Genomic DNA, 23,246 nt, shown 5'->3' on the forward strand with positions numbered 1-23,246 from the left:
TGCTAACCGGCGCGGCCGGATCGTGGTGTGCGCGAATGGGCGGATCAGGCGCCGCGCCGGTCGTCCTTGAGCTTGCGCACGCGGGTGGCGGCGGCCTGCAGCGGCTGACCGTCGCGCCCGTGTGGCTGCATGTAGGGCAGTGGTCGCCGCGTGCTGGATTCGATCAACTGCGAATGGGCTTCACCGGCGCTGAAGCGATGGCGTTCTCCCCACTGGCGCAGCGCGACCAGCAGCGGGAACAGTTCCTGGCCGGCGTGGGTGAGCACGTATTCCTGGTAGGCCGAGCCATCGGAGGCCGGTTGCAGTTGCAGGATGCCGGCCTCGACCAGCCTGCGCAGGCGATCGCTGAGGATGTTGCGCGCCGCGCCGAGGCTGCGCTGGAAGTCGCCAAAGCGCGTGACGCCGTCGAAGGCATCGCGGATCACCAGCAGTGCCCAGCGATCACCGAGCAGGTCGGCGCTGCGGGCAACGGGGCAGGGACTGTTGGCGTGCATGCTGTGGCCTCCGAATGTGGTTGCAGTTTAAAACCAATGACGATAGCCTGCATCAAGTTTCAAATTGCAACTACATCATGAGCGCATCGATGTCCCGCCCATTGCTGACCCTGCTCGCGGTCGCGGCCGGCGCCAGCGTTGCCAACGTCTATTACGCGCAACCGCTGCTGGATCGGCTGGCACAGGCCTTCGCACTGGACCGTGCCGTGGCGGGCGCAGTGTTGGCGGCAACCCAGGCCGGCAGTGTGCTGGCATTGCTGGGCCTGCTGCCGCTCGCCGATCGCGGTGACCGGCGACGCCTGCTGCGGATGCAGTTGATGGCGCTGGTGCTGGCCCTGCTGTGGCTGGCAGCGGCACGCACGGCCGGTTGGCTGTTGTCGGGCATGCTGCTGGCCGGGCTGTTGGGCACCGCGCTGACCCAGGGCTTGATCGCCTATACCGCCACGCTTGCGCCGCCCGAGCAGCGCGGGCGCCTGGTGGGCGTGGTGCAGGGCGGCGTGTTCATCGGCCTGTTGCTGGCGCGCGTTGTATCGGGCGCGGTCGCGGCCACCGTCGGCTGGCGGGCGGTCTATCTGCTGTCGGCAGCGCTGATGGCGGCCCTGGCCGTGCTGCTGTGGCGGCGCCTGCCGGCGGTGCCGGTGCCGGCGGTACCACCGCGCTGGCGCGAACTGCTGGGTTCGATGCTGGGCATGCTGCGCCGGGACCGCGCGCTGCGCGAGCGTGGGCCGCTGGCATTGCTGCTGTTTGCTGGCCTCAACGTGTTCTGGGCGGCGGTGCCGCTGCCGTTGTCGGCGCCGCCGTTGCAGTGGTCCACCGCGGCCATCGGCGCACTGGGCCTGGCCGGCGTAGTGGGCGCCTTGATGGCGGCGCGGGTCGGGCACTGGATGGACCGCGGTTTCGCCGGTCGGGTCAGTCTTGGCGCGTTGCTGCTGATGCTGGCCGCGTGGTGGCCGCTGCTGGGCCTGCCGCAGGCGCTGTCGTTGCTGCTGCTGGGCGTGATCGTGCTCGACCTCGGTGGGCAGGCACTGCACGTATCGAACCAGGCGCTGCTGCTGCGTGCACCGGCAGAACAGCATGGACGCCTGGTGGCGTTGTACATGCTGTTCTATGCAGTGGGCAGTGGTGCCGGTGCGGCTGCCGGGCCCTGGATGCAGGCCCGGCATGGCTGGCCTGCCGTGTGCCTGCTGGGTGCAGGCATCGCGGCGCTGGCGCTGTTGTGGTGGGCAGCATGGCGGGTGGTGGCGTCCAATGCATCGGCTGGCGCGCGAACCGGTAGAGTCGACTGTCGGTAGAGTCGACTGTCAGTCGACTGCTCTTCGCCCCGCGTGCGAAAAATCCCGCGCTGCGCGCGATAGTCGACCAGCGGTCGACTCTACCTGTCCTGTCGTCATCGCTGCAGTGCGCGCCGCCCCGGGGCTTCCTCAAGGTCCGCGCTGGCCACTACCACGCGGTTGCGGCCGCTGCGCTTGGCCTCGTACATCGCCGCATCGGCCCGTGCCATCAGCCGCTCGTAGTCCGGGTGGCCGTCATGGCCGGCTACGCCGATGCTGGCGGTCAGTGCCAGTACCTGGCCGTTGGCCAATGCCACCGGTGACTGCGCGATCTGCCGCCGCAGGCTTTCGGCGATCACCGCGGCCTGTGATTCGCTGGCCGCGACCAGCACCACCACGAACTCCTCGCCGCCATAGCGGAACAGGTAGTCACTGCCGCGGGTCAGCTGGCCGAGCAGGCCGGCGACGTGCTGCAGCGCGCGGTCCCCGGCGTCGTGGCCGTGGCCGTCGTTGATCGCCTTGAAGTGATCCAGGTCGAGCAGCAGCAGCGAGAATGGCGTGCGGTTGCGCGTGGCCAGCTCGATCTCCCGGCGCAGCACGGTAGGCAGGAAGCGGCGGTTGAGCAGGTTGGTCAGCGCATCGCTGCCGGCATCCAGCTCGCCGATGCGCTCGAACAGCAGCGTCATCAGGGTGCGGATGGCGGCCAGGTCCTCGCGGATGGCCGACAGCACCGCCAGTCGTTGTGCCGGGGCATCGTTGCTCGCCCGCTGCAGGTTGCTGTCGATGCGGGCCATCAGCTGGCCGACCTGCCGGGTCTCGCTGCTCTCGCCGAAGCTGGGGATGCCCTTGTGGGTGAACCACAGGCCGAACTCGGAAGTGGCCAGGCTGGCGCTGTCGCTGGCCTGTACGTGGCCAGCGAGCGCGTAGAGCAGGGCGTTCTCCCAGTCCAGCAGCAGTGCGCGCTGGCGTTCGCGTTCGGTGCCGACGTTCTGCACCAGCGAGAACAGCCGGTACGCCGCATCGGCACGGGTCGAGCGCTCGCGTGCATGGGTATAGGCCAGGGTCATGCCTTCCATGGCGATGTCCATGATCGCGCTGAGGCAGTCGATGGCGGCGAACGCAGTGGCACTGTCGGGCGCGTCGTCGTGCAGGCGCACGAACAGTTCGTGCTTGAGCACGCGCGCGCCGCGGGTGACCAGGTCCACCGGAATGCCGACCCGGGCATGCACATCGCCGATTACCCGCTGCGAGGCAACGGCGCCGGCAATACCGTCGGCATTGGTGGTCAGCAACTGCACCAGCCAGCGCTGCATGGCCGGCTGCAGGCGCTGCTTGACCTGGTCGTGGGACAGGAAGCGGCGTGCACGCCCGTCCTGCAGCAGCACCTCGTAGAAGCGTTGGGCCAGCGCCGGCGGGGCATCGGCGGCGGCGGCGTGCAGCAGCGCGGTGGCGGCAGGGCCGGCCTGTTGCAGGCAGTGCTGCCAGGCCTCGGCCAGCGGTTGGCTGGCATCGTCCAGTTGGGGTGGTTCCACGTCGATCTCTGACTGCGTACGGCAAACCACGGGTATCGGCCGCGGTGGCGCACGGTTGATGGCGGGTTGGCCGGTCAGTTTATGCGCGATGCAGGGTTGCACGGCGCGCAAAGCACGTCGGCGCCGCGGCGGCAATGAGTGAACGCATTTGAGAATCACTCGCATTGATGGGAGAATGCGCGCACGGATCGGCCCGCAGGCGACTGCAGCGACGCTCCGCCTCCTCCTCGTCGTTGCCTCAAGCCCTTTGCCAGAGGCCCCGTTGCCCTGCCAGAAGGTCCAGATCATGTCTCCTGCCGTTGTCCTTTCGCCGCGCCCGCTGGCGCTCGCCGTTGCCGCCCTGCTGGCGGGAAGCGCCCTGACCGCCCAGGCCGAAACCGATGCCACCGATATCGACACGGTGCATGTCACCGCCTCGCAGATTGCCCGCCAGGCACTGGGTACCTCGACCATCACCGCCGAGGACATCGCCAAGCGCCCGCCGGCCAACGACATCGCCGAGCTGCTGCGCACCATGCCGGGCGTCAACCTCACCGGCAACAGCGCCTCGGGCCAGTACGGCAACAACCGCCAGATCGACCTGCGTGGCATGGGGCCGGAAAACACCCTGATCCTGGTCGACGGCAAGCGCATCGGTGCGCGTGACGCCGTGCGCATGGGCCGTAGCGGTGAGCGCAATACCCGCGGTGATACCAACTGGGTGCCGGCGGAAATGATCGAGCGCATCGAAGTGCTGCGCGGCCCTGCGGCGGCACGCTATGGCTCCGGTGCGTCCGGCGGCGTGGTCAACATCATCACCAAGCGCCCGACCGGCGACCTGACCGGAGCGGTCGACCTGTATGGCCTGGTGCCCGAGCACAGCGCCGAAGGCGGCAGCGAGCGCGTCGGCCTGCAGCTGAGCGGGCCGATGACCGACACCCTGTCGTTCCGCCTGTACGGCAACCTCAACAAGACCGACGCCGACTCACTGGACCTCAACCGCCAGTACGCCACCAACCCGAACGCGGTGCCACCGGCTGGCCGCGAGGGTGTCAAGAACCGCGACGTCAACGCGTTGCTGCGCTGGGACATCACCGCCGACCAGGTGGTGGAGTTCGAAGCCGGCACCAGCCGCCAGGGCAACATCTACGCCGGTGACCGCGCGGTCAGCACTACCGGTACCTCGACCGGCGTTGACCTGGCGGCGCTGGCCGAAGGCGAAGCGGAAACCAACCGCATGTACCGCAACACCGGCGCGATCACCCATCGCGGCCGCTGGGGCGACGTGACCTCGCGGGTGACCGCCGCGGTGGAAGCGGTCAACAACTCGCGCATCAATGAAGGCCTGGCCGGTGGCCCGGAAGGCAGCTTCAACGGCACCGACTGGTCGACCTCGCGCCTGCGCAACTACCAGCTGGATGGCGAAGTGAGCTTCCCGACCTCGCTGGGCAGCGCCGAGAACATCTGGACGCTGGGCTTTGAATACCTGGACAGCCGCCTGACCGACCCGTACTCGATGAGCCAGTCCAGCAGCAGCGGCGGCGGCATCCCGGGGCTGTCGGCCGATCGCGCGCGGGGCAAGGCCGACGCGCAGACCACCGCAGTGTTCGTCGAAGACAACATCTACCTGGGTGAGCGCTGGATCGTCACCCCGGGCCTGCGCTTCGACCACCACAGCCAGTTCGGCAACAACACCAGCCCCAGCCTCAATGCGCAGTTCCGCATCAACAGCGACTGGGTGGTGAAGGGCGGCATCGCCCGCGCGTTCAAGGCGCCGAACCTGTACCAGTCCAATCCGGACTATCTGTACTACACCCGTGGCAACGGCTGCCCGAATGCACTGCCGAGCCTGGGTGCCGGTTGCTACATGCGCGGCAACGCGGACCTGAAGGCGGAAACAAGCCTGAACAAGGAACTGGGCATCGAGTGGGCACCGCAGAGCGGCTGGCAGGCCTCGTTGACCTACTTCCACAACGACTACAAGGACAAGATCCAGGCCGGCTACACCCAGGTTGGCCTGACCGCCGACACCAAGGGCCGCATCTTCCGCTGGGAGAACGCGCCCAAGGCGATCGTGCAGGGGCTTGAAGGCAACCTGGTGATCCCGCTGCTGGGCGAGCAGGGCAACCGCCTGAAATGGAGCAACAACTTCACCTACATGGTGGAAAACGAGAACAAGAGCACCGGCCAGCCGCTGTCGGTGATCCCGAAGTACACCGTCAACACGATGCTGGACTGGCAGGCCACCGACAAGCTGTCGGTGCTGCTGACCGGCACGTTCTACGGCAAGCAGAAGCCGGCCACCGCCAACATCAACAATGATCCGCGCTGCACCGGCAGCTGCGATCCCTCGATCGCGCTGCAGGACCGCGGTGCCTACAACATCTGGGGCGTGAGCGCGCGCTACAGGGTGACCGGGACCGTCAGCTTCGGCTTCGGCGTGAACAACCTGGCCGACAAGCGCCTGTTCCGCGAGGCCAACAGCAGCGATGCCGGTGCGGCGACCTACAACGAACCGGGCCGCGCGTACTGGGCCAGCCTGCGCTTCGGGTTCTGACCGCACGCGGACGCCGGTCCGCTGCGGTCGCCAGGCCAGGCCTGGCGCTGCCGGCCACGCTCCGGTAGCGCCGGGCCATGCACGGTGAGGGATCGCCTGGGCTGCAATGTTATAAACACCGTAATAGTCTCCCCCGCCAGCACGGCGTAGCCTGCACCGCATCGCAAAGGAGCTGTTGCCATGGGCCACGACCACGATCACCTGCCATCCCAGATCCGCCACGAGAAACCCTTGTGGTGGGCGCTCGGCCTGACCTCCACCTTCCTCGTCATCGAGGTGGTGGGCGCGTTCTGGACCAACAGCCTGGCGCTGCTGTCCGACGCGGCACACATGGCCACCGATGCACTGGCACTGATGATCGCGCTGGTCGCTGTGCGGTTGAGCCGACGCCCGCCGGACGCGCGCCGCACCTACGGCTATGCACGCCTGGAAGCGCTGGGCGCGATGATCAACGGCGCCATGCTGTTCGTGGTCGCCGCCTACATCCTGTGGGAGGCGATCGGTCGTTTCCGCGAACCGCAGGAGATCGCATCTTCGGGCATGCTGGTGATCGCCGCCGCAGGCCTGGTCATCAACCTGATCTCGATGCGCCTGCTGCAGGCCGGCAGCGGCGAGAGCCTGAACGTGAAGGGCGCCTACCTGGAAGTGTGGGCGGACATGCTTGGCTCGGTGGCGGTGATCGCCGGTGCGTTGTTGATCAAGTGGACCGGCTGGAAGCCGATCGACCCGATCCTGGCGGTGCTGATCGGCCTGTGGGTACTGCCGCGCACCTACGTGCTGATGCGCGAGGCGATCAACGTGCTGCTGGAAGGCGTGCCCAAGGGCATGGACGTGGCCAAGGTGCGCGACAGCCTGTCCGGTCATGCTGCGGTGCTGGACGTGCATGACCTGCATGTGTGGGCGCTGGCCTCCAGCACGCCGGCGCTGACCGCGCACATCGTGATGCGCGACGGCACCGACGCCGATGCGCTGCGCCGTGAGCTGGGCGGGCGCCTGCACGATGACTTCGGCATCGAGCACGTGACGCTGCAGATCGAAGCGGACCACTGTGGTGAAGCCTGCGCTGGACCGGCGTCGGCCAAGGGCGGCGCGCAGCAGGGCCATGAAGGCCACGACCACGGTGAGGACGCGCAGGGCCATCGCGGCCACGTGCATCATTGAATGAAAATGAAAGCCGCACCGGGGAATGCCCGGTGCGGTCATTCGTCCCGTCGCGAGGCCAGCCGATCCGCCAGCCGGGTCGGTTCCGGCAGCCGGTAACCGCGCAGCGTGCGCTGCACCCAGTCCAGCGCGGTATCGGCACTGACCCGATGGCCGCCGGCCACGAACAGCGGCTTGCAGCGCACCTTGCTGCGCAGCACCCAGCCCAGTTGTTCGTCGCCATCCTGCAGCGGCGCATGTGCACCGGCCTCGGCGCCCGGTTCGACGAACCGGCCCACCAGCTTCGACTTGGCCACGCCGATGCTGGGCAGGTCGGTGACCACGCCCAGATGCGCGGCCACGCCCAGCCGGCGCGGATGGCTGATGCCATGGCCATCGACGAACACCAGGTCCGGCGTGCGCGGCAGCAGCGCCAGCGCGGCCAGCAGTGCCGGCAGCTCGCGGAAGCTGAGCAGGCCGGGGATGTAGGGCATCACCGTGGGGATGCGCGCGATCTCCTGCGCCACGGGCTTCAGCGTCTCCACGTCCAGCAGTACCGCCGCGGCGCGGGTGATGGCGCCGTCGTCTTCAAAGCCAACATCCAGCCCGGCCAGCCAACGGACGTCGCGTGGCAGGCGGTCCTGGCGCTCCACGCGGCCGGCCAGCTGGAGCTGCTGCGCGCGTGCCGCGGAGACGCTGCCTTCCCAACATCCGGGATCGATCACCGTATTCATCGGTCACAGCATCGCACGGGCGGCGCCACGGCCCGGTGAGCGGCGGCCGGGCTACAATGGCGGCCTGCCTTTCCTCGCGTTGGAGACCCTGCAGTGACCCGTAAACTCGTACTGTTGCGCCATGGCCAGAGCCAGTGGAACCTGGACAACCGCTTCACCGGCTGGGTCGATGTCGACCTGACCGAGCAGGGGCGCCGGGAAGCGGCCGCCGCCGGTCGCCTGATGCGCGAGGAAGGCCTGCAGTTCGACGTCGCCCACACCTCCGTGCTCAAGCGTGCCATCCACACCCTGCAGGGTGCGCTGGCCGAGCTGGAGCAGGACTGGCTGCCGGTGAACAAGTCCTGGCGCCTCAACGAGCGGCACTACGGCGGCCTGCAGGGGCTGGACAAGGCCGAGACCGCGGCCAAGCACGGCGAAGAGCAGGTCAAGGTCTGGCGCCGTTCGTACGACATCCCGCCGCCGCCGATGGACCTGGAAGATCCGGGCCACCCGATCCATGACCGCCGCTACGCCGGTCTGGACCGCAACGCGCTGCCGGGCACCGAATCGCTGGCCACCACCCTGGACCGCGTTCTGCCGTACTGGCACGACGCCATCGCGCCGCAGCTGAAGGACGGCAAGACCGTGCTGGTCACTGCCCACGGCAACTCGCTGCGCGCGCTGTACAAGTACCTCAACAATGTCTCGCGCGAGGAGATCCTCGAGCTGAACATCCCGACCGGCATCCCGCTGCTGTTCGAACTGAACGACGACCTGACCGTGCAGTCGTTCCGCTACCTGGGCGACCCGGAAGCAGCGCGCAAGGCCGCCGAAGCCGTGGCCAACCAGGGCAAGGCGAAGTAAGAAGCACAAGGCCGGCGCAAGCCGGCCTTCGCTTTTGTCGAGCCGAGCCCACGCTCGGCCGGCGCTGTCGCAACCCGGTAGAGCCAACCCATGGGGGCTGCATCAGCCAGCTACGAGGGATCCATGCGGCGCACCTTCGGCGGCCGCAACGCGGCAATGTCGATGACGTGTTCCTGGCATATCACCTGATAGTGCGTGAATGGGCCCGGGTAACTGCCATCGGCAAAGGTGGCATGGTCCAGATAATCGAGGAACTTCGAACGGCTGTAGCGGCGGAACAGGTTGCCGCTCCAGGTTTCGGCGTCGTCCCAGCTCTGGTAGGACTCGTTGTGCACGGCGTAGCTGATGTAGTGGTCCCAGATCAGCTCAAAACGCTGCGAGTGGGGCATCACCTCTATCGCACGCGCATCATCGATTGAACGTCCATGAGCGAGCTCCACACGGGAGGGCTTTCCGACCACCAGGCCTTCCTCGACGACCAGGCGCAGACGATTCGCTTCCGGCTCGCCGATGCCCGCCAGGAACAGACACTCACAAGCGTCGATGGCCTGCAGCAGCGCAGCTTCGTCCATGGTCATGAAGTCCAGTGATCGCGGAAGCCAGAGCATAGCGGCATGCAGACGGAGCCGCGCCATGCGCTCGTGACCTTTGGCCGGTCCCCAGCGTCGCTCCCGCGGCTACCCTGTGAAATTACCCGCAGGAGAGCCTCATGAACGTCCGCAACCTGGTCCCGCTGGGCCTGACCATCGCCATCGCTGCCTCACTGGCGGCCTGTGGCAAGAACGAAACCGCCCCGGCGGCCAGTGCCGACGCCAAGCCGGCCTTCGACCTGTCGCAGATCAAGACGCCGCTGATCTCGCTCAACAGCGCCGACCTCGATCCGGCCATTCCGGCCTGTACCGACCTCAATGGTTTCGTCAACAGCAAGTGGCTGAAGGCCAACCCGGTGCCGGGCGACCAGACCACCTGGGGCAGCTTCGAGATCCTGCGCGAGCGCTCGCTGGAAGTGCAGCACGCGCTGGTGCAGCAGGCCGCCGCCAGCCAGGCCAAGGCGGGCTCGGTGGAAGCGAAGATCGGTGACATCTGGAAGACCGGAAACGATGAAGCGAAGATCGAAGCTGCCGGCCTGGCGCCGCTGCAGCCGCAGCTGGACAAGATCACCGCGCTGAACGACACCGCCGCCATCACCCGGTACCTGCGCGACAGCCAGGCCGAGGGCAAGGGCGTGCTGTTCTCGCTGTTCGCCAATGCCGACTACAAGGATTCGGCCAACGTCATCGCCTACGTCGGCCAGGGTGGCCTGGGCCTGCCGGAGAAGGGCTACTACTTCGACGATGCGCAGGCCAAGATCCGCGACGCCTACGTGGCCTATATCGCACAGGTGCTGACCCTGTCCGGCGTGGACGCGGCGCAGGCCGCCGAGCAGGCGAAGGCCGTGATGGCCTTCGAAACCCGCCTGGCCAAGGCCTCGATGTCGCGCATCGAAATGCGTGACCCGGCCAAGCGCTACAACCCGCTCAGCGCGGCTGAGGCCGACAAGCTGACCCCGAACTTCAGCTGGACCGCGCTGTTCGAGACCCTCAAGGTGCCGGCCGCGCAGAAGTTCTCGCTGGCCCAGCCGGGCTTCTTCGGTGAAATGGACAAGATGCTGGCCGATGTGCCGGCCAGCACCTGGCAGGCCTACCTGCGCTTCCACACCATCGACGATGCCTCGCCGTACCTGAGCAGCCAGTTCGAGAAGGCCAACTTCGATTTCTACGGCACCACCCTGCGTGGCCAGAAGGAAATGCAGCCGCGCTGGAAGCGCGTGCTGGAGTCGGTCAACGGTGGCATGGGCGAAGCCCTGGGCCAGCTGTACGTCGACGCCGTGTTCCCGGCCGAGTCGAAGGTCGCCATGCAGCACCTGGTGGAAAACCTGTCGCAGGCGCTGAAGGCGCGCCTGGAGCAGCTGCCGTGGATGGGCGAAGAAACCAGGAAGAAGGCCCTGGAGAAGTGGGCCAGCTTCACCCCGAAGATCGGTTACCCCGACAAGTGGCGTGACTGGGCGGGCCTGCAGACCAACGGCGACAGCTACCTGGGCAACATGCAGGCGGCGCGTGCGTTCAACTACCGCTACATGCTGGACAAGATCGGCAAGCCGGTGGACAAGACCGAGTGGGGCATGACCCCGCAGACCGTCAACGCGTACTACAACGCCACCAAGAACGAGATCGTGTTCCCGGCGGCGATTCTGCAGGCACCGTTCTTCGACGCCAAGGCCGATCCGGCGCTGAACTACGGCGGCATCGGTGCGGTCATCGGCCACGAGATGATGCACGGCTACGACGACTCGGGCAGCCAGTTCGCCGCCAACGGCAACTTCGACAACTGGTGGACCGACGCCGACCGCAAGGCCTTCACCGCGCGTACCGACCAGCTGGTCGCGCAGTTCGACGGCTATGAATCGGTGCCGGGCGTGTTCGTGAAGGGCAAGCTGACCCTGGGCGAGAACATCGGCGACCTCGGCGGCCTGACCGTGGCCTACGACGCGTTGCAGATGGCGCTGAAGGAAGACCCGAAGGCGAATGTCGAAGTGGATGGCCACAGCCAGGACCAGCGCTTCTTCATGAACTGGGCCACCGTATGGCGCCGCAACTTCACCGATGGTGAGCTGCGCGTCCGCCTGAACACCGATCCGCACGCCCCGGCCAACTTCCGTGCCAACGGCGCACCGTCGAACATGCCGTCCTATGCCGCTGCATTCCAGTGCAAGGCCGGCGACGCGATGGTGCGTGCCGACGACAAGCGCGTGGTGATCTGGTAATCGATCACCCGTGACTGCGTGATGCGAAAGGCCCGGCGAATGCCGGGCCTTTTGTCTTCCAGGCCGGTAGCGCAGCGCCGACTGGTAGAGTCGACTGTCGCGCGCAGCGCGGGATTTTCGCGATCTGGACGAAGAGCAGTCGACTGACAGTCGACTCTACCGACGGGTCGTTTCACCTTCCGGAAGATCTCAGGCCAGCTCCGGCTCCCGCGCCAGCATGCGTTGGAAGCGCTGCAGCACGTAGGGATCCACCAGCCCTCCAGACTGCGAATCGATGATCCGCAACGCGGTTTCGTGCTCCATCGCGTCGCGGTACGGGCGCACGCTGGTCATCGCATCGTAGGCATCGGCGATGGTGACGATGCGCGCGCCCAGCGGGATGGATTCGCCGCGCAGCCCATCGGGATAGCCGCTGCCATCGAAGGCTTCGTGATGGGCGCGGATCAGCCGCGCCACGGGCGCGGCGTCGCTGCGGCCGGTGGCCAGGAAGATGTGCTCGCCGCGCACCGGATGCTCGCGCATGATCGCGCGCTCCTCATCGGTATGCCGGCGCGGCGCCAGCAGTACGTCGTCGGGAATGCCGATCTTGCCGATGTCGTGGAAGCGCGCGGCCAGGCCGACCTGCGCACAGGCCTCGTCGTCGAGATCGCAGTGCGCGGCCAGCCGCTGCGCGAACAGGCCGACGCGGTCGCAGTGATGGCGGGTGTAGGCGTCGCGCATCTGCAGCGACATCGAGAGGGCATCGATCAGGCAGGCCTGCGCGTGCAGCAGGTCGGGGGCGGGTACGGCGTCAGGAAACATGGTCATCCGCCCGCACCGGGTGGGGGCCGGTGCGGGGTGTTCGGGGGGCGATCAACCCGGGGCGAGGGTGGTCAGAAGGGCGCGGGCCGCGTTGAAGCGGTCTTCCGGCAACGGCAGCGGGTGCTTGATGCGCAGCTTGTCGGGCCCTTCCATGGCGTACAGGTTCGGTTGCTTCTGGATCAGCTGGATCACCGCCATCGGGTCGATGTTCGGCTTGGATTCGAACACGATGCGGCCACCATTTTCGCCCAGGTCCAGCTTGCGGATGCCCAGCGTGTTGGCCTTCAGCTTCAGCTCGGCGATGGCGAACAGGTGCTTGGCCGCATCCGGCAGCAGGCCGAAGCGATCGATCATCTCCACCTGCAGTTCGCGCAGCGCATCGCTGTCGCGCGCGCTGGAAATACGCTTGTACAGGGTCAGGCGGGTATGCACGTCCGGCAGGTAGTCTTCCGGGATCAGTGCCGGCACATGCAGTTCGACCTCGGCACCACGCACTTCCTCGCCGGCATCAAGGTCGGGCAGCTTGCCCTGCTTGATGCTGCGCACCGCGCGCTCCAGCAGCTCGGTGTACAGGCTGAAGCCGACCTCGGCCATCTGCCCGCTCTGGTCCTCGCCGAGCAGTTCGCCGGCACCGCGGATTTCCAGATCGTGCGTGGCCAGGGTGAAGCCGGCGCCCAGCTCGTCCATCGAGGCGATCGCTTCCAGGCGCTTCTCAGCGTCGGGGGTGATCGCGCGGCGGTCGGGCGTGATCAGGTACGCGTAGGCGCGGTGGTGTGAACGTCCGACGCGGCCACGCAGCTGGTGCAGCTGGGCCAGGCCGAAACGGTCCGCACGGTTGATGATGATGGTATTGGCGTTGGGGATGTCGATGCCCGACTCGATGATCGTGGTCGACAGCAGCACGTTGAAGCGCTGCTTCTGGAAATCCAGCATCACCTTTTCCAGCTCGCGCTCGGGCATCTGCCCATGGGCGATGCCGATGCGCGCCTCCGGCACCAGCTCGGACAGCTCGCGCTGCATGCGGCCGATGCTTTCCACGTCGTTGTGCAGGAAATACAGCTGGCCACCACGCGCCAGCTCGCGCTGGAAGGCTTCGCGCAGCAGCGCGTTGTCCCACTGGGTGATGAAGGTCTGCACCGCCAGCCGGTTCGGCGGCGGCGTGGCGATGATCGACAGGTCGCGCAGGCCGGCCATGGCCATGTTGAGCGTGCGCGGAATCGGTGTGGCGGTCAGGGTCAGCAGGTGCACGTTGGCGCGCAGCGCCTTCAGCGCTTCCTTCTGGCGTACGCCGAAACGCTGCTCCTCGTCGACGATGACCATGCCCAGGTCCTTGAACTTCACATCCGGCTGCAGCAGGCGATGGGTACCGACGATCACGTCGATGGTGCCGGCGGCGACCTTTTCCAGCTCGGCCTTGATTTCCTTGGTGGTCTTGAAGCGCGACAGCACCTCGACCTTCAGCGGGTAATCGGCGAAGCGGTCGCGGAAGTTGCGGTAATGCTGTTCGGCCAGCAGCGTGGTCGGCACCAGCACAGCCACCTGCTTGCCGGCACTGGCGGCCGCAAAGGCCGCACGCACCGCCACCTCGGTCTTGCCGAAGCCGACGTCGCCGCAGACCACGCGGTCCATCGGCTGGCTGCTGGCCAGGTCGCGCAGGGTGGCGTCGATCGCGGCCAGCTGGTCCGGGGTCTCCTCGAACGGGAAACCGGCCGCGAACGGCTCGTACATCGCGCGGTCGACCTGCAGTGCCAGGCCGGCACGCGCCTGGCGGCGGGCCTGGATCTCCAGCAGTTCGGCGGCGACGTCGCGTACTTTCTCGGCGGCCTTGCGCTTGGCCTTGCTCCACTGCTCGCCACCGAGCGAATGCAGCGGCGCGGTTTCCGCCGACGCACCGGAATAGCGGCTGATCAGGTGCAGCTGGGCGACCGGCACATACAGGCGGTCGCCCTTGGCATATTCGATTTCGAGGAACTCGCCGGGCATGCCGCCGACGTCCATCGCGATCAGGCCACGATAGCGGCCGACGCCATGATCCTCGTGCACGATCGGCGCGCCCTCGGTCAGTTCACCGAGGTCGCGGATGATCGCTTCCGGCTCGCGGCCGGCACGGCGCGTGCGCCGGGTGCTGCCGGCGCGCTCGGGGAACAGCTGGCGCTCGGTCAGCACCGCGATGCGCGGATCGTCCAGCGCGAAGCCATCCTCCAGTGGTGTTACCGCGATCGCGAAGCGCGCATCATCGGCGAGGAAGCTGGGCAGGTCGGCCACCACCGGCGGCTTCAGCTCGGCGGCCTGCAGCACTTCCAGCAGCGCCTCGCGGCGGCCGGGTGAATCGGCGGCGATCAGTACCCGGCCCGGATAATGGCCGAGGAAGGATTTCAGCGCATCGCCAGCGGGGGCTTCGCGCGCGGCCACCGGCAGCGGTGGCAGCGGCTGGTCGCCCAGCGCGTGCGCGTCGGCGATGCGCGCATGGTCAGCCGCCCACACCTCGATGCGCGGGGCATCGTTCAGGCGCTCGCGCAGCAGCTCCGGCGACAGGTACAACGCCGACGGCGGCAGCAGCGGGCGCTCCACATCATGGCGGCGCTGCTCATAGCGGTCCGCAGTCTGCGCCCAGAACGCGGCGGACGCTTCATACGCACCGGCACAGACCACCGGCAGGCTGCCGCTGGGCAGGTAGTCGAACAGGGTTGCGGTGCGTTCGAAGAACAGCGGCAGGTAGTACTCGACGCCGGCCGGCGCCAGTCCGGACTTCAGGTCCTGGTACAGCGAACTGCGCCGGGTATCGACATCGAACCGCTCGCGCAGCGTGGCCAGCACGCGGGCGATGCTGGCTTCATCCATCGGCACTTCGCGGCCGGGCAGCATGTGCACCGCCTCGACCTTGTCCAGCGAACGCTGGCTTTCCGGGTCAAAGGCACGGATCGAGTCGATGTCCTCGTCCAGCAGTTCCACCCGCAGCGGCTCGTCGGCACCCATCGGGTACACGTCGAGCAGGCCGCCGCGCACAGCGAAGTCGCCCGGGTCCATCACCTGCGGCACGTTGCGGTAGCCGGCGCTTTCCAGGCGGCGCTTCTCGGCTTCCAGGTCCAGGCGCTGGCCGACCTTCAGGTCGAAGCTGCCACCGATCACGTAGCTGCGCGGGGCCAGCTGCTGCAGCAGGGTCTGCACCGGCACGATCACCAGGCCACGCTTCAGCGCGGGCAGGCGGTGCAGGGCGGCCAGGCGCTGCGAAATGATGTCCGGATGCGGACTGAAGCGGTCGTAGGGCAGGGTTTCCCAGTCCGGGAAGGCGACCACCGGCAGGGCCGGATCGCCGCCGAGCAGGGTGTGCAGGTCGGCTTCGAGCTGGTTGGCACCGTGGTTGTCACGGGCGATCACCAGCAGCGGGGCGTCGTGCGCACGCGCGGCCTGGGCAAGGTACCAGGCCAGGGCGGTCGGCGAGGCGGGGGCGCGCCACCAGGCGCGGAGCTGGCCGGCGCGCGGCAGCGGCGGGGCGGGGTATGAGGTACGCGACATGGACCCCGGATTTTAGCAGAAGCCCGATCGAAGCCCGGTGGGTCGTGCCGGCCGATTGCCGGCAGCCTCATGTGCCGTTGGGGTAACGCAGTTCAGGCCAGCGGCCGGCACTACCGGCAGGCGTCGCCGGGCGGGGCCCGGCGCATCTGTCAGTTGTCCAGCTCCAGCACCATCCGCACCAGGCCTTCGGCACCGGCCGGGTGCGGGACCGGCTTGAAGCCCAGCGAGGCGGCCAGCTGTTTCATCGGCTCGTTCTCGGCGGCGACGTCGCCGTACAGGCGGTCCAGGTACTTGCCGCGGCCCCACTTCACCAGCTTGCGCATCAGCTGCCGGCCCAGGCCCTGGCCAATGAGGAAGCGGCTGATCAGGATCGCGTACTCGGCTTCACGGGTGCCGGGGATGATCGAGGCCCGGGCGACCGCGCCGACCACCGCTTCGCCAGCAGGCAGGGATTCGGCTGCGACCAGGGTGATCTCGGTCTTGGGATTCGGGTGGGTCAGGCGCTGGGTGGTTTCCGGCGAAAGCTCGGTCACCGCCTGCAGGAAACGATCACGGATTTCTTCCGGCCCGAACAGGCTGAACGCCGCTTGCAGCGGTGCGCCATCTTCCGGGCGGATGGGGCGGATCAGCAGCTCGTGGCCGCTGGGAGCCTTGAAGATCTCATGCCAGGGCGGCATGCGGTTGCGAGTGGCCATACCGGGTGATTCCTTGGTGGTCCATCGATTGTGGCATCACCGGGGCTGCATTCCGTGAACGAAAGGCTCACGGCGGTACAGCCTCGTGAAGGCCGTCATTCGGGGGCTTTGAGCCAATCGAGGCGGGTGCTGGCCCCCGGTTCGCCCAGGTGCTGGCGCAGCGCCGGCAGGGCCGGGCCGACCACCCGGTCGAACTGCCACGGCGGGTTGAGCAGCAGCATGCCGCTGCCGTTGAGGCGCAGCGGCGAGTCGTCCGGGCGCACCAGGAACTCGATCGTCATCGCCGATTTCACCGGCAGAGCGGTGGCCTTGCGCAGGAAGTGCAGGATGGTGCGGCGCTGCTTGATCGGGAACCACACCGCGCAGGTCGCCTGCGGCCAGCGCGCCAGGGTCTCGGCCAGGGCGGCCAGAACGGCCTGGTACTCGGCGTCCTGGGCCTCGTACGGCGGGTCGATCAGCACCAGGCCACGGCCGATCTTGCTGCCGTTGAACTTCGGCGGCAGCAGCGAGCGCAGCAGGGCATAGCCATCGCCAGCGCGCACATCGACGCGGCTGTCATGGGCGAACAGGGCCTTCAGCGTGGCCGTTTCGGCTTCCTGCAGCTCGCAGACCGCCATGCGGTCCTGCGCGCGCATCGCCTGTGCGCTCAGCAGCGGCGAGCCCGGGTAGTTGGTCAGCGCGCCCACCGGGTTGTCGGCCTGCACCGCCTTCAGGTAGCGCTCGACCACCTCCGGCAGCCTGGGCTGGGCCATCAGCCGCATGATCCCGGATTCGGCCTCCAGGGTCTTGCGGCTCTCTTCGCTGGCCAGCAGGTAGCGGCCGGCACCGCCGTGGGTGTCGAGCACGAAGAACGGGCTGTCCTTGCGCTTGAAGCTGTCGATCAGGGCCAGCTGCACGATGTGCTTGAGCACATCGGCGTGGTTGCCGGCGTGGAAGGCGTGGCGATAGTTCATGGGCGGCAGTGTACGGGGCGGCGGCCGCAGCGGCTATGCTGCGCGCCATGACAGCTCCCGTTGCCCATGTCCTGGTGGTCGAGGACGAAGCCGCCATCGCCGAAACCGTGCTCTATGCGCTGCGCAGCGAAGGCTATGCCGCCAGCCACTGCCTGCTGGGCGGCGAGGCCCTGCAACGGCTGCAGGCCGGCGATATCGACGTGGTGGTGCTGGACGTGGGCCTGCCGGACCTGGGCGGTTTCGAGGTCTGCCGGCGGCTGCGTGCGCAGCCCGGACCGGCGGCGCAGCTGCCGGTGATCTTCCTGACCGCCCGCAACGATGAAGTGGACCGCGTGCTCGGCCTGGAACTGGGCGCCGACGATTACATGACCAAGCCGTTCTCGCCGCGTGAGCTGGTGGCGCGGGTGCGTGCGCGCCTGCGTCGCGTGGCACCGGTCGTGGCAGCCCCCGGCGCAGATGCGGGCTGGCAGGAACATGGCGCCTTCGCCATCGACCGCGAAGGCCGGCGTATCCGCTTCCGCGGCCATGCGCTGGACCTGACCCGATACGAGTACGCGTTGCTGGAAGCGCTGCTGCAGCGCCCCGGTGCCATCCTCAGCCGCGCGCAGCTGATGGACCGGGGCTGGGACAGCAGCGCCGACAGTGCCGACCGCACCGTCGACACCCATGTAAAGACGTTGCGCGCCAAGCTGCGTGCGGCTGGTGCCAGCGACGACCCGATCCGCACCCACCGTGGCCTTGGCTACGCGCTGGAGGTCTAGCCGATGCGTCTGGTACTGAAGCTGTTCCTCGGCTTCTTCCTGATCACCGGCATCGCCGCGTTCTTCGTGATGCGCGTATTCGTCAACGAGGTGAAGCCCGGTGTGCGTCAGGCGATGGAATCGACCCTGGTCGATGCGGCCAACGTGCTGGCCGAGATGGCCGCCGCCGACGTCAAGGACGGCACCATCCGCAACGGCAGCTTCACCCGCAACCTGGCCAAGGCGCGGCAGCGCGACCTGAAGGCGATGGTCTGGCGTTTTCCCAAGCGATCGCTGGATTACCGGGTGACCATCACCGATGCCAGGGGCATCGTCATCTACGACTCGCTGGGCCGCGACCTCGGGCGTGACAATTCGCGCTGGAACGATGTCTACCGCACCCTGCGTGGCGAGTACGGCGCCCGCTCCAGCCCGGAAATACCAGGCGAAGAAGGCGATACGGTGATGCACGTGGCGGCGCCGGTATACGACCCGGCCGATGGGCGCACCCTGATCGGCGTGCTCAGCCTGGCCCAGCCCAACCGCAGCATCGATCCGTTCATCGCCGCCAGCCAGCGCGCCATCATCGAGCGCGGCGCCTGGTTGATCGGGCTGTCGGCGCTGGTCGGCGTGCTGGTGACGATGTGGCTCACCACCGGCCTCGGCCAGCTCAGCCGCTATGCACGCGCGGTCAGCGCCGGCGAACCGGTGCCACCGCCACGGCGCCGCCGCGACGAGATCGGCGACCTGGGCCAGGCGCTGGAAACCATGCGCCGCAAGCTTGAGGGCAAGGCCTATGTCGAACAGTACGTGCAGTCACTGACGCATGAAATGAAGAGCCCGCTGGCGGCGATCCGCGGTGCCGCCGAGCTGCTGCAGGAGCCGCTGCCCGAGGCCGACCGCGTGCATTTCGCGCGCAGCATCGTCGACCAGCAGGAGCGGCTGACCGAGACCATCGACAAGCTGCTGGCGCTGGCCGAAGTGGAACAGCACGGCTGGCTGCAGACCCGCGATCCGATCGCGCTGCCAACGTTGCTGGCCGATGCGGCAGCGGCGGCGCAGGTGCGTGCGCAGGCGGCCGGCGTGCAGGTCAGCATCGGCAGCGCGCCCGACCTGCGCGTGCAGGGCGATGCCTATCTGCTGCGGCAGGCGTTGCACAACCTGATCGACAACGCCATTGCCTTCTCACCGCCCGGCGCGGACATCGCACTGCAGGCCGAGGTGGACGGGCAGGGCGTGCGCCTGCAGGTGGCGGATCGCGGTGCCGGCATTCCCGACTACGCGCGCGAACGGGTGTTCGAACGCTTCTATTCGCTTGCCCGCCCGGGCAGCGGCCGGCGCAGTTCCGGCCTGGGCCTGCCGTTCGTGCAGGAGGTCGCGCGCCTGCACGATGGTCGCGCCAGCCTCGACGCGCGCGACGGCGGTGGCACCGTGGCCAGCCTGTGGCTGCCGTTGTCAGTGCCGGGCCAGCGTCCGCGCCGCTGACTTCACACTCGCTTCAACTTCGCCACAAACCCTGCTCACCGCAGCGGTCCATCCTGCAGCCCTCTCCAACGAGGATGGACCATGAAATCCCTGAAGATGCTGCTGAGGTTCGCCATTGTCGGCGGGCTGATCCTGTTGCTGCTGGTGCCGCTGATGATGATCCGCGGGGTCATCACCGAGCGCAGCCAGTACCGCGACGAGGCCTTTGCCCGGGTGGCCGACAGCCGTGCCGGCACGCAGCAGCTGGTGGGCCCGGTACGGGTGGTGCCGTGGGTGGAACGCAAGCAGGTTGAACTGGTTGACCCGCTGGGCGTCAAGAAGACCGAGATCCAGGTGACCGAGGGCCACTGGCTGCAGATGCCGGCGTCGCTGGAGGTGGGCGGCGAGATGCTGCCGAGCCAGCGCGAGGTCGGCCTGTTCAAGGTGCCGGTGTACAGCTGGAATGGCCGGTTGAAGGCGACCTTCGCCGAAGACGACTATCCGGTGAAGAACGGCCGCACCTATGGCCAGCCCTATGTGGCGCTGGGGGTTTCCGATGTGCGCGGCCTGGTGGGCACGCCGAACCTGCGGGTGGACGGCAAGCAGCTGCGGTTGCTGCCCGGTGTAGGCGTGGCCAGCGAAATCGGACGTGGCCTGCATGCGCCGGTGAGCGGTTTCGCCGCGGATCAGGGCGGCGCGCTGGCCGCCAGCACCGTTGAACTGGAGCTGCGCCTGGATGGCAGCCGCATGCTGTCGGTGGTGCCGGTGGGCGATGACACCCGCATCGCGCTGCGGTCGAGCTGGCCGCATCCGTCGTTCAGCGGCGCCTTCCTGCCCAACGAACGGCGTGTCGATGCACAGGGCTTCGATGCACGCTGGGCGGTGTCCTCGCTGGCCTCCGATGCACAGCGCCAGCTGCGCAGCGAGGGGACGATCGATTCGCAGGCCGTGACGGTGTCGCTGGTCGATCCGGTCGATACCTACACCCAGGCCGACCGTGCCTCGAAGTACGGCGTGCTGTTCGTGGTGCTGACCTTCGTCGGCTTCATCCTGTTCGAACTGATCAAGTCGCTGCGCATCCATCCGCTGCAGTACCTGATGGTCGGCCTGGCGCTGGCGATCTTCTTCCTGCTGCTGATCAGCCTGTCCGAGCACATCGCGTTCTGGAAGGCCTACCTGGTCTCGGCCGTGGCCTGCATCGGCCTGCAGGCGGTGTACCTGGCCAACGTGCTGGGCCACTGGAAGCGCGGCCTTGGCTTCGCTGCGCTGCTGACCGTGCTGTACGGCGCGCTGTATGGCCTGCTGGTGTCGGAGAACAACGCACTGCTGATGGGATCGCTGCTGCTGTTCGTGATCCTGGCGCTGGCGATGTGGGTGACCCGCCGGGTCGACTGGTACGCGCTTGGCGCGGACCTGAAGTAAGGAGCACGCCATGAGCTGGCGCCAGGGATTGCGGCAACGGGCGCGGCAGGGCATTCCGGCCCTGCTGGAAGTGGATGCACTGCTGCAGGCACATGGCGTGCTGGCGGCCCTGCCGGGGGCACGGATCGCCCCCGGCCTGGTCCGCTTCCAGCTGGCCGCGGTGACCTGCGAGGGATTGCAGGGCAAGGGCCTGGCCTGGTTGCAGGGCGCGCGGCAGGGACGCGGTGCGCTGGCGGGGAAGGTGCCGCGCTACCGGCCATGGAAGGCCGGGGCGGAAGCACTTGCGGAAATCGGCATTGGTGGCCTGCCCGATGACTGGCCCGCGCATGCGGCGGTGTATGGCTGCAGCAGCATCGACCGGCGGCACTGGTTGCTGCTGCTGCCGGAGCGGGCGCAGCTGTGGCTGGGGTGGAGTGGGTGAGGTGGTTTGGCAGATGCGACCCAACCACTCTTCTGTGGGGGCGAACCCTGGTTCGCACGCTTCCGCGCCGCCCATGACCGATGGGACGGTATCGCGGCGCCGCTGCTGGCTAGACTCGATGGGTTGATGAGCAGGCCGGAAGGCAGGGGTGCGATGTGTTGAAGTGGGGCGTGCTGGCCGTAGCGCTGGCAATGGGTGGCAATGCAGCGGCGCAGCAGCGCGAATCAGTGGACCTGGACATGGTCAGCCGCATCCGCCAGGAGGCCTTCCACCGTTCGCAGGTGATGGACACCTTCAGCTATCTCACCGAACGCATCGGCCCGCGGCTGACCAACTCCCCGGCGATGGGCCGCGCCAACGCGTGGACCCGCGGCAAGTTCAACGAATGGAAGCTGGACAACGTCCACGACGAAGCGTTCGATGACTTTGGCCGTGGCTGGGAGTTCACCTCGGCCAGCGTGGAAATGCTGGGCGACCGTGTGCAGCCGCTGCATGCACTGCCCAAGGCCTGGACGCCGGGCACCAAGGGGCCGGTTGAAGGCGAGCTGGTCCAGGTCGAGATCAAGAAGCCCGAAGACATCGAGAAGTATCGCGGCAAGCTGCGCGGCAAGATCCTGCTGCTGGGCGAGGCGCGCGAGTACAAGCGCGGCACCGAGCCGGATTCCCATCGGCATGACGCGACTTCGCTGGAAGGCCTGCAGGCGTTCACCCTGCCCAAGGACCAGGACGCCACCGCCGAGCGCGCCAAGCGGGTCAAGGAGTACCAGGAACGCCAGCAGCTGGCGACCAGGGTCAATGCGTTCTTCGTCGAAGAAGGGGCGCTGGCCTCGATCAGCATCAGCAGCTGGGACAACGGCATCATCCGCGTTGCCGGTGGTGGTTCGCGCAAGGCCGGCGAGCCGGTCGGCATCCCCGAGCTGGCGATGATCAGCGAGCACTTCAACCCGCTGGTGCGCGCGCTGAAGGCCGGGCAGACCGTGCGCCTGCGCGTGGATGTGGCCGCGCGCTTCACCGATGACGCCGACCAGCCCGGCTACAACACGCTGGCCGAGATCCGCGGCAGCAGCAGGCCTGATGAAGTGGTGATGATCGGCGCGCACCTGGATTCCTGGCACAGCGGCACCGGCGCGGCCGACAACGCCGCAGGCGTGGCGGTGATGATGGAGGCCATGCGCATCCTCAAGGCCACCGGCGCCAGGCCCAAGCGCACCATCCGCGTGGCGCTGTGGAGCGGCGAGGAGCAGGGCCTGATCGGCTCGCAGGCCTATGTGGCCAAGCATTTCGGCCGGTTCCCGGAGCCCACCGACCCGGCGCAGAAGGCGCTGCCGGCGTCGCTGCGCGAGCCGACCGGTGCACTGCAGAAGACCCGCGATTACAGCAAGTTCCAGGTCTACTTCAACATGGACAACGGCTCCGGCCGCTTCCGGGGCATCTACGCCCAGGAAAACCTGGCGGCGATGCCGATCTTCGAAGCCTGGCTGGCGCCGTTCCATGACGTCGGCGCCACCACCGTGGCGACCCGCAACACCGGCAGCACCGACCACATCAGCTTCGACCGCATCGGCCTGCCGGGCTTCCAGTTCATCCAGGACCGGCTGGACTACTTCACCAATGTCCACCACAGCCACCTGGACACCTGGGACCACGCCGAACCGGAAGACCTGAAGCAGGCCGCAGCCATCGTCGCCTCGTTCGCCTACAACGCCGCGATGCGCGAGCAGCCGTTCCCGCGCAAGGCGGAACCGTAAAAGGGGACGGAGGGGATTAAGTCGCATCTCCCCTCCGTTTCCCGGTTGCAGTGCCCACGGGCTGGGCAATCGCGACTTAATCCCCTCCGTCCCCTTTTTCCGTCGGGGGCGGCGGGCTGGTAAAATCGGGGGA

Annotated in this window: 18 protein-coding genes; 10 read left to right on the top strand and 8 right to left on the bottom strand. The window is 67.8% G+C overall.

What is annotated here, in order from left to right:
* Positions 1–44 precede the first annotated feature (44 nt).
* On the bottom strand, positions 45–494 hold the full coding sequence (locus AC5P7I_RS06595) for a winged helix-turn-helix transcriptional regulator (RefSeq protein ID WP_014646435.1): 450 nt from the start codon (positions 492–494) through the stop codon (positions 45–47).
* An 89-nt stretch (positions 495–583) separates the two neighbouring features.
* On the opposite strand from AC5P7I_RS06595, the gene AC5P7I_RS06600 reads away from it, so the two are divergent.
* Positions 584–1,786 carry an MFS transporter gene (locus tag AC5P7I_RS06600; protein WP_401750001.1) on the top strand — a complete coding sequence of 401 codons (1,203 nt, stop codon included), beginning with the start codon at positions 584–586 and terminating at the stop codon, positions 1,784–1,786.
* A 95-nt stretch (positions 1,787–1,881) separates the two neighbouring features.
* Here the strand turns inward: AC5P7I_RS06600 and AC5P7I_RS06605 are convergent, their stop codons facing one another.
* Complete coding sequence (locus AC5P7I_RS06605; RefSeq protein ID WP_262088394.1) at positions 1,882–3,297, bottom strand: GGDEF domain-containing protein; 1,416 nt, start codon at positions 3,295–3,297, stop codon at positions 1,882–1,884.
* Between the two features lie 286 nt (positions 3,298–3,583).
* Here AC5P7I_RS06605 and AC5P7I_RS06610 point away from each other — a divergent pair, with 286 nt between their 5' ends.
* Together AC5P7I_RS06610 and AC5P7I_RS06615 are read left to right on the top strand one after the other, a co-directional pair.
* Positions 3,584–5,833 carry a TonB-dependent siderophore receptor gene (locus tag AC5P7I_RS06610; protein ID WP_262088395.1) on the top strand — a complete coding sequence of 750 codons (2,250 nt, stop codon included), beginning with the start codon at positions 3,584–3,586 and terminating at the stop codon, positions 5,831–5,833.
* Positions 5,834–6,013: 180 nt separating this feature from the next.
* Positions 6,014–6,994 carry a cation diffusion facilitator family transporter gene (locus AC5P7I_RS06615; RefSeq protein ID WP_032958024.1) on the top strand — a complete coding sequence of 327 codons (981 nt, stop codon included), beginning with the start codon at positions 6,014–6,016 and terminating at the stop codon, positions 6,992–6,994.
* A gap of 38 nt (positions 6,995–7,032) precedes the next feature.
* On the opposite strand, the gene nfi is transcribed toward AC5P7I_RS06615, so the two are convergent.
* Positions 7,033–7,707, bottom strand: a complete 675-nt coding sequence (gene nfi / locus AC5P7I_RS06620) for a deoxyribonuclease V (protein ID WP_014646440.1) — start codon at positions 7,705–7,707, stop codon at positions 7,033–7,035.
* Positions 7,708–7,800: 93 nt separating this feature from the next.
* On the opposite strand from nfi, the gene gpmA reads away from it, so the two are divergent.
* Positions 7,801–8,550 (top strand): 2,3-diphosphoglycerate-dependent phosphoglycerate mutase, encoded by a 750-nt coding sequence (gene gpmA / locus AC5P7I_RS06625; protein ID WP_014036448.1) that lies wholly within the window; start codon positions 7,801–7,803, stop codon positions 8,548–8,550.
* Positions 8,551–8,660: 110 nt separating this feature from the next.
* Here the strand turns inward: gpmA and AC5P7I_RS06630 are convergent, their stop codons facing one another.
* Positions 8,661–9,122: a hypothetical protein gene (locus tag AC5P7I_RS06630; RefSeq protein WP_230374561.1), complete on the bottom strand. Its 462-nt coding sequence runs from the start codon at positions 9,120–9,122 to the stop codon at positions 8,661–8,663.
* 137 nt (positions 9,123–9,259) lie between these two features.
* Between AC5P7I_RS06630 and AC5P7I_RS06635 the strand changes: the two genes are divergently transcribed.
* Positions 9,260–11,353 (top strand): M13 family metallopeptidase, encoded by a 2,094-nt coding sequence (locus AC5P7I_RS06635; protein WP_142234437.1) that lies wholly within the window; start codon positions 9,260–9,262, stop codon positions 11,351–11,353.
* Positions 11,354–11,542: 189 nt separating this feature from the next.
* On the opposite strand, the gene AC5P7I_RS06640 is transcribed toward AC5P7I_RS06635, so the two are convergent.
* The 4 genes from AC5P7I_RS06640 to AC5P7I_RS06655 all read right to left on the bottom strand — a co-directional run bounded on the left by AC5P7I_RS06640 (position 11,543) and on the right by AC5P7I_RS06655 (position 17,318).
* Positions 11,543–12,160 (bottom strand): HD-GYP domain-containing protein, encoded by a 618-nt coding sequence (locus AC5P7I_RS06640; protein ID WP_197621020.1) that lies wholly within the window; start codon positions 12,158–12,160, stop codon positions 11,543–11,545.
* A gap of 45 nt (positions 12,161–12,205) precedes the next feature.
* On the bottom strand, positions 12,206–15,670 hold the full coding sequence (gene mfd / locus AC5P7I_RS06645) for a transcription-repair coupling factor (protein WP_262088396.1): 3,465 nt from the start codon (positions 15,668–15,670) through the stop codon (positions 12,206–12,208).
* Between the two features lie 149 nt (positions 15,671–15,819).
* Positions 15,820–16,365, bottom strand: coding sequence for a GNAT family N-acetyltransferase (locus tag AC5P7I_RS06650; RefSeq protein ID WP_014646444.1), 546 nt, complete (start codon positions 16,363–16,365; stop codon positions 15,820–15,822).
* 95 nt (positions 16,366–16,460) lie between these two features.
* Positions 16,461–17,318 (bottom strand): 23S rRNA (adenine(2030)-N(6))-methyltransferase RlmJ, encoded by an 858-nt coding sequence (locus AC5P7I_RS06655; protein WP_014646445.1) that lies wholly within the window; start codon positions 17,316–17,318, stop codon positions 16,461–16,463.
* A 35-nt stretch (positions 17,319–17,353) separates the two neighbouring features.
* On the opposite strand from AC5P7I_RS06655, the gene creB reads away from it, so the two are divergent.
* From creB to AC5P7I_RS06680, 5 genes are all read left to right on the top strand, one after another.
* Positions 17,354–18,079 carry a two-component system response regulator CreB gene (gene creB, locus AC5P7I_RS06660; RefSeq protein ID WP_080376403.1) on the top strand — a complete coding sequence of 242 codons (726 nt, stop codon included), beginning with the start codon at positions 17,354–17,356 and terminating at the stop codon, positions 18,077–18,079.
* 3 nt (positions 18,080–18,082) lie between these two features.
* Positions 18,083–19,543: a two-component system sensor histidine kinase CreC gene (gene creC / locus AC5P7I_RS06665; protein WP_262088397.1), complete on the top strand. Its 1,461-nt coding sequence runs from the start codon at positions 18,083–18,085 to the stop codon at positions 19,541–19,543.
* An 81-nt stretch (positions 19,544–19,624) separates the two neighbouring features.
* Positions 19,625–20,944, top strand: coding sequence for a cell envelope integrity protein CreD (gene creD / locus AC5P7I_RS06670; RefSeq protein ID WP_075076206.1), 1,320 nt, complete (start codon positions 19,625–19,627; stop codon positions 20,942–20,944).
* Between the two features lie 10 nt (positions 20,945–20,954).
* Entirely contained in the window at positions 20,955–21,365 is a 411-nt protein-coding gene (locus AC5P7I_RS06675; RefSeq protein ID WP_014646449.1) for a hypothetical protein, read from the top strand.
* A 155-nt stretch (positions 21,366–21,520) separates the two neighbouring features.
* Complete coding sequence (locus tag AC5P7I_RS06680) at positions 21,521–23,113, top strand: M20/M25/M40 family metallo-hydrolase (protein ID WP_049441520.1); 1,593 nt, start codon at positions 21,521–21,523, stop codon at positions 23,111–23,113.
* The last annotated feature ends 133 nt before the right edge of the window (positions 23,114–23,246 follow it).

Source organism: Stenotrophomonas sp. YJH_SMC_138 (assembly GCF_059369855.1).